The sequence below is a fragment of the Azospirillum sp. TSH64 genome, from assembly GCF_003116035.1.
Lineage (GTDB): Bacteria > Pseudomonadota > Alphaproteobacteria > Azospirillales > Azospirillaceae > Azospirillum.
This window is the reverse complement of sequence record NZ_LGQW01000015.1, coordinates 7,371,587-7,378,311: the sequence shown is the minus strand read 5'-3', so window position 1 is coordinate 7,378,311 and position 6,725 is coordinate 7,371,587. Positions and strand designations below refer to the sequence as shown.

Annotated in this window: 4 protein-coding genes and 3 pseudogenes; 4 read left to right on the top strand and 3 right to left on the bottom strand. The window is 63.6% G+C overall.

Annotation, left to right across the window (positions count from 1 at the left end):
- Window positions 1–151 precede the first annotated feature (151 nt).
- Window positions 152–991, top strand: coding sequence for a 3-oxoadipate enol-lactonase (gene pcaD, locus TSH64_RS34345; protein WP_109451962.1), 840 nt, complete (start codon window positions 152–154; stop codon window positions 989–991).
- A gap of 89 nt (window positions 992–1,080) precedes the next feature.
- Here the strand turns inward: pcaD and TSH64_RS34340 are convergent.
- Window positions 1,081–2,050: pseudogene (locus TSH64_RS34340) on the bottom strand (IS5 family transposase).
- 82 nt (window positions 2,051–2,132) lie between these two features.
- Here TSH64_RS34340 and TSH64_RS34335 point away from each other — a divergent pair.
- A pseudogene (locus TSH64_RS34335) lies at window positions 2,133–2,719 on the top strand (IS5 family transposase); the annotation flags it as partial.
- Window positions 2,720–2,728: 9 nt separating this feature from the next.
- Here the strand turns inward: TSH64_RS34335 and TSH64_RS34330 are convergent.
- A complete protein-coding gene (locus tag TSH64_RS34330) occupies window positions 2,729–3,649 on the bottom strand; it encodes a LysR family transcriptional regulator (RefSeq protein WP_109451958.1) in 921 nt (306 codons plus the stop codon).
- 137 nt (window positions 3,650–3,786) lie between these two features.
- On the opposite strand from TSH64_RS34330, the gene TSH64_RS34325 reads away from it, so the two are divergent.
- Window positions 3,787–5,013, top strand: coding sequence for an MFS transporter (locus tag TSH64_RS34325; protein WP_158285449.1), 1,227 nt, complete (start codon window positions 3,787–3,789; stop codon window positions 5,011–5,013).
- A 41-nt stretch (window positions 5,014–5,054) separates the two neighbouring features.
- Window positions 5,055–5,828 carry an SDR family NAD(P)-dependent oxidoreductase gene (locus tag TSH64_RS34320; protein ID WP_109451954.1) on the top strand — a complete coding sequence of 258 codons (774 nt, stop codon included), beginning with the start codon at window positions 5,055–5,057 and terminating at the stop codon, window positions 5,826–5,828.
- Between the two features lie 137 nt (window positions 5,829–5,965).
- Here TSH64_RS34320 and TSH64_RS34315 read toward each other — a convergent pair.
- Window positions 5,966–6,679, bottom strand: a pseudogene (locus tag TSH64_RS34315) (SDR family oxidoreductase).
- Between the last annotated feature and the right edge of the window lie 46 nt (window positions 6,680–6,725).

Here is a 6,725-nt window from a genome sequence, read left to right as displayed (position 1 = left end):
GGTCCGGCGGCCGGACGGCGCTCTGCACCATGTGCATCGGCGTCGGCCAGGGCATCGCGGTGATGATCGAGCGGGTGTGAGGGTCACAGGAGAACAACTATGCACGCTCCGCTTGCTGAGCGGAAATGACGACGTGTGAGGAGGAAGAAAGATGGCGTTTGTTCCGGCAGGCGATATTACAGTTCACTACGAACTGACTGGTCCATCAGATGCCCCGGTGGTTCTGTTCGCCAATTCAATTGGCACGAACTTCCACATCTGGGACGAACAGGTGAAAGCCCTTGGTAGCCACGTTCGAACTCTGCGCTACGATATGAGGGGTCATGGACTGACAGATGCGACGCCGGGGGCTTACAGCATGGACATGCTGGCTGGCGATGCGCTGTGCCTGCTGGATGCACTTGGCATTGAGCAGGCTCATGTCTGTGGTCTCAGTATCGGCGGAATGATGGCACAAAGACTGGCCGTCAAGGCACCGGACCGTGTCCACTCGCTGGTGCTGGCCGATACGGCAAGCGTGATTGGTCCGCCGGAGATTTGGCAAAGCCGCATCGAGGCCATTCGGGCCGGGGGCATGGCAAGCATTGCTGCCAGCGTGATGCCTCGCTGGTTCACATCCGCCTTCCTGGAAAAAGAAACTGAGCGTGTGTGTGGGTATGTGAACATGGTCGCACGGACCTCTGATGCCGGTTACATCGGATGCGCCATGGCGATCAGTGATGCTGATCTTCGTGGTGACTGCGCGCGGATTGCTTGTCCGACGTTGGTGGTCGTGGGCGAGCAGGATCAGGCAACTCCACTGCCTCAAGCAGAGGCACTCAGACACGCGATCTCCAATGCTCAGCTAAAGCTTATCAAGGGCGCAGGGCATTTGCCGTGTGTTGAACAGCCAACGGCTTTCACAGATGCAGTATTCAACCACTTGCAGTCTATCGGCGTCGTCGCACCGAAGAAAACTGTTCGAGGAAACCGGATCTGGCATGCTCCATAACCCACTACGAAGTCGCCTGAAATAGCCTGCTCGGGGACGTTGGTGCAGAACTCGGCGCGTTGACGGACACCGCTCTGAAAAGTTGTCGTTCAGGCGACCTTGCGGGTGGCCGGCATGCCGAGGCCGGTCATCCTGTTCATGACCTTGCAGCCGACCGCCGCCTCGACTTTCTGGGCAGGCAGAGTCCGGGCACGCAGGGTGCGCCCGATCAGCTGCTTGTAGCGCATCATCGCGACCTCGCCCAAGGAGCGGCGGCCGTAGCAGACGTCCCGCTGCCAGCCCTGCCGGCCACGCTCGGCAATCCTCCGGATGTGGCGGTCGCGTTGGCTGGGTGCGCCGGTAGCAGTCTCGCTCGGCACCGCGGTGGAGCGCGGCGGGATGATCACCTCGGCGTCGAGGGTGTGGGCGGCGACGGCGCGGTAGACCGGCTCACCATCGTACGCACCGTCGGCCAGCATCGTGTCGATCGGGCGCTTGATCTGGTCGAGCAGCGGGCCGACCAACGAGGCATCGCCGTCCTGCGTGGTCGTCAGTTCCGCGGCGAGGATCTCGCCGGTATCGGGATCGACTGCAAAGTGGAGCTTTCTCCAGCTCCGACGCGCTTGGCCACCATGCTTTGCCAAGTGCCACTCGCCAGTGCCGAACATCTTCAACCCGGTCGAATCGATCACTACGCTGACCGGCCCGTCTGTCCTGACCAGCGCTGACGCGACCTCCAGATTGGCGCTGCGCCGGGAGAAGGTCGTGTGATCTGGAACCGGCAGGTTCAGGCCGAACAGGCGCATGAGCGAACCCAGCAAACCCTCGGTCTGCCGCCACGGCCGGCCGAACGCCAACCGCAACATCAGCCCGGCTTCGATCGCCACGTCCGAGTAGCGCGCTTGCCGACAGCGGCGGCCCGAAGCCGGCGGCGTCCACGCAGCGATCGCCTCCGGCGTCACCCAGATCGTCAGGTCACCGCGCCGGCGCAGCGCCGCATTGTAAGCCGCCCAGTTCTCTACACGATAGCGGGCTTTCGGGATCTTGTGGCGGCGGGGGCTCATTGGCCTTGTACGGCATCAGCGACTCGACTTCAGCGGGCCGCCTCTATAACCGATCGCCCTCCCGACCACCACCAGCTCGGGCTTTGTGCACCAACGTCCCCCGCAAGACGCTGTACAATCGCTTTGTCCGCTGGGCAGCCAAGGGCGTCTGGGAGAACATCTTCCAGGCCTTGGCCGCGGCCGGTGGACCAGCGAGCCAAGTGATGATCGATTCCACGGCGGTGCGCGCCCATCGTTCGGCGGCCGGCGGCAAAGGGGGGAGCGCGCCCAGGCCATTGGCCGGTCGCGGGGCGGTCGAACCACCAAAATCCACGCCCTGAGCGATGAGCGCGGTCGGCCGCTCGCCTTCCTGCTGACGGGAGGCCACGTCGCCGACTGCACCGCCGCCGACCGTCTGCTCGACCGGATGCCCTCCACCGATCTCCTGCACGGTGACAAGGGCTACGACAGCGCCGCCGTCCGCCGCAAGATCGAGGACGCGGGTGCCGCCCCCAACATTCCGCCGCGTGCCAACAAACGCTGGACAAACTGTTTCTCTCCCTACCTCTACCGGAGCCGAAACGTGATCGAGCGCATGTTCGGACGCCTCAAGGATTTCCGACGCATCGCCACACGCTACGACCGATCCGCGACCAACTTCATGGCCGCCGTCTGTATCGCCACAACCGTCGCATACTGGTTATGAGTCCGGACCCTAGCAGCCGTCAGGCGGCTCATTCCTCGTGAGCTCAGCGCAGAAATCCAGGAAGGCACGGACTTTGGCCGCCGGGTGGCGGCGAGATGGTTGAATGGCGTAAAGTGGAAAGGTTTCGTCAGGCCAGTCCGGAAAGAGATCGATCAGCGCACCGCTTGCGATCCAGTGCCCGATGCCCAGGGACATGACCTGTGCCACGCCGGCTCCTGCAAGACAGGCCTGCAGCATGGTGTTGACATCGGTCAGCAGGAGCGGCCCTGTCGTCGGGACAGGGAGGACCTGTTTGCCGCGCTGGAATTCCCACTCGAATGGCCGTCCCGTCAGGGGATCGCGGAACTGGATGCAGGCGTGGCGGGAGAGATCCTCCGGACTTTTCGGCTTGCCGTGAGCCGCGAGATAAGAAGGCGCCACCACCGTCAGGATGCGCGTCTCCAGCAGGTGCCGTGAAATCAGCGACGACGACGGCTGCGGCCCGAAGCGGACGGCGACGTCCATACCTTCCGAGACCAGATCACCCACATCGTCGCGGGTGTGAATCTCGATCTGAAGCTCGGGATAACGCTCTGTGAAACCGCGCAGATGCGGTGCCAGCACCAGCCCGGAAAAGAACGGATCGACATTGACCCGCAAACGGCCGCGCACCGAACCGGCAGCCCCCGATGCAGCGCCAGCCGCTTCTTCAATGCCTTCCAGATGCGAAACGACGGCCTCATAGAAGCGCGCGCCCTCATCGGTCAGGTGCAGCGATCGGGTCGTCCTATCGAAAAGCCGGATACCCAGCCGGTTCTCCAGCCGTGAAATCGAGCGACTGACCCCGGAAGGGGTGAGGCCGAGCATCTCGCTTGCACCGGCAAACGTTCCTCTTTCGACGACAGCGGCCAGCACGCCAACGCCGGACAGGATACGACCGTCGAAATTCATCCCCGACACTCCGGATGTCCTGCTTTTCCTCGTCACGCAATATGTGATTTTCAGTCATGAGTTAAACGACAAATCGGCGTTACGCGCAGCAATCAATTTCCGGCATGGTCGTCGAACCCCAAAGCCGGAGATTTGGCATGACTGAAAACGCCCTTCATCAGCATCATGGTGAATCCGCCCCAAGAGATGCCTTCATCGGAGACGTCAAAAGGCGCTCGCCACTGGCCGAAGCACTTGCAGTTGTTGCCCTGTCGCTCGGAACATTCGCCTTCGTCAGCACTGAATTGATGCCCATCGGCATCCTGCCTCAGATGGCGGATGGCGTCGGCGTATCGCTCGGTCAGGCCGGATTCCTGGTCACGGGGTTTGCCTTGCTCGTGGCAATTGCGGCAACTCCGCTCACGGCGGCGACACGCCGCTGGAACCGCAAGTGGCTGATGCTCAGCCTTCTTCTGGCCTGCACGCTCGGCAATGTGCTGACCTGTTTCGCGCAGACCTATGCCGTGCTGTTGGCAAGCCGGCTGATCGTTGCCGCCGCCATCGGAATTTTCTGGTCGACCGCGGCCAGCATGGCGGTGCGGATCGTTCCCGGAAAACACGCCGTCCGGGCCACCTCAGCGGTCTATGGCGGCTTGGCTCTCGCCTCCGTGCTCGGCATTCCCGCTGGCACCTTCCTTGGCAATTACGCCGGCTGGCGCATCGTCTTCGTCGCGCTCGCGGTCCTTTCTTTCGCCGTCTTCATCAAGATGTGGCTGACCCTGCCCAATCTCGGCGCGGCCCATGACGGCAACCACAGCACGGTCGCGCAGGCATGGCGGGAACCGCCCCTGCGTGCGGCGGTCTATGTAACCGCACTCATCATGACGGCGAATTTCCTTGCCTTCACCTATATCGCGCCGTTCCTTGAGCAGATCACGGGCTTCGAGACTTCTTGGATCGGCGGCCTGCTGCTGGCCTATGGCGCCGCGGGTCTGGTAGGCAATTTCGGCATCGGGCCGATCATGGCGCGGGGATACCGGCCGACGCTCTTCGTCACGATGATCGTCCTGATCGCCAGCCTCGCCGCACTGAGCTTTGCCGGCACGAACCGCGGGCTTGTCATCGCACTTCTCCTGGTCTGGGGTGCCGCCTATACCGCTTTGCCGGTTCTTATGCAGACCTGGGTATTCAAGGCGGCGGCCCATCTGAACGGACCCGAGGCGCCGTCCTCGCTTTACGTGGCCGCCTACAACGGCGCCATTGCGGCCGGCGCCTTTGTTGGAGGGGTGATCGTCGATCACGCCGGGCCGTGGTCGATCATGCCGATCTCCGCGGTCATCGGCATTCCCGCATTGCTGATCGCGCTGAAACACGCACCGAAATGAGAGGGCATTGCGGAAGACTTCCCAACAGAAGGAGAGGATCATTGGCACGCATATTCATCACCGGCTCCTCGACGGGTCTTGGGCTCATGACAGCTTCCTTGCTGGCGGAGAGCGGGCATGAGCTCGTCCTGCACGCACGAAACAGCGAGCGGGCCAAAGCTGCCGCGGGCTCTCTGCCTGCGGCCCATGCGGTGGTCGAGGGTGACGTCTCGACCATTCGCGCCACCAGGCGGCTTGCCGAGAAAGCCAACCGGCATGGCCCCTATGACGCGGTCATCCACAATGTCGCCATCGGCTATCGCGAGCCGCGGCGCATCGAAACCGCCGATGGCCTGCCGCATGTCTTCGCCATCAACACGCTGGCGCCGTTCATCCTGACCGCGTTGATCGAACAGCCGAAACGGCTGGTCTATTTGAGTTCCGGGCTGCATCGCACCGCATCCGCGGATCTGGACGACATCACCTGGGAGACGCGCCGCTGGGATGGAACCCAGGCCTATTCGGAGAGCAAGCTGCACGATGTGCTGCTGGCCTTTGCCGTTGCCGGATATTGGCCGGATGTCCTGTCGAATGCGCTCGAACCGGGCTGGGTGGCGACGCGCATGGGCGGTCCCGGGGCTCCCGACGACCTCGACCAGGCGCACCGGACACAGGCTTGGCTTGCGGTCAGCAACGATCCGGCCGCGTCGGTGACGGGGCGCTATTTCTATCACATGCAGCCCCGCGAGGTTCATCCAGCCAGCCGAGACCGCAGGCTTCAGGAGCGGTTGATCGCGATCTGCGAACGTCTCTCCGGCGTGAAGCTTGCCCCCTGACCGGCCGGCAACGAAGTGGAGGGCATCAAGGGCGCCGTTCGCGAGAACCCCGAACGGCTGCACCGGAAGATCCGCAAAGGCGTGCCGGGTCCGTCTTTCGGAAGGTCGGTAACCGGGCCGGTTCATGCCACCCTCGTTTAGAACCCCGCCTTTCCGATCGAAGCCCCACCATCGACATGAATCGTCTGGCCGGTGATGAAGCCCGCCTCGTCGGACAAGAGAAAGGCGATCGCCGCCGCGATGTCATCCGGCTTGGCGAAGCGGCGCATCGGTACGCCTGCAAGGTAGCGCGCCTCGCCAACGCTGCCGGGCGGATTGTTGGCGCGGAACAACTCCGTTTCGGTCGGCCCCGGCGACACGGCGTTCACGGTGATCCCGTCGCCCGCCAACTCCAGTGCCCAGCCGCGCGCGAAACTCACCAAAGCGGCCTTGGCAGCGGCATAGGCGGTGCGCTCCACGGCGCCGAGCACGGTGAGACTCGACACATTGACGATCCGCCCCCAGCCGCGCGCCTTCATTCCCGGCAATGCCGCCTGCACCACCGTCAGCGCCGGGTGAAGATTGACCCGCATCACCTCCTCCAGCACTGGCAACTCGACTGCGCCGAGCGGCTGCGGGCGCACGAGGCCGACGTTGTTGACCACGCCGTCGACAGCGTGGCGGGCGACGATGTCGGCAAGAGCGCTGGTTGCCGTTTAGCCGGCCACATCGAGTGGGTAAAGCGTACCTGGAAAATCATCGGTCGGGGTACGTGCGATGCCGATAACCGTGTGTCCGTGTGCGGCGAGCCGGTGGGCCAGGGCCAGGCCGATGCCCTTGCTCGCGCCGGTGATCAGGAAGCTGTGTTTCATCGTTGACCTCCAGCCTCCGCTCCGCTGAGGGGCGGGGGGCATTGTT

Excerpts from the sequence above, each read along its gene's own strand:
- pcaD (WP_109451962.1), top strand. The coding sequence starts at position 152 with ATGGCGTTTGTTCCGGCAGGCGATATTACAGTTCACTACGAACTGACT.
- TSH64_RS34330 (WP_109451958.1), bottom strand. The coding sequence starts at position 3,649 with ATGAATTTCGACGGTCGTATCCTGTCCGGCGTTGGCGTGCTGGCCGCT.
- TSH64_RS34325 (WP_158285449.1), top strand. The coding sequence starts at position 3,787 with ATGACTGAAAACGCCCTTCATCAGCATCATGGTGAATCCGCCCCAAGA.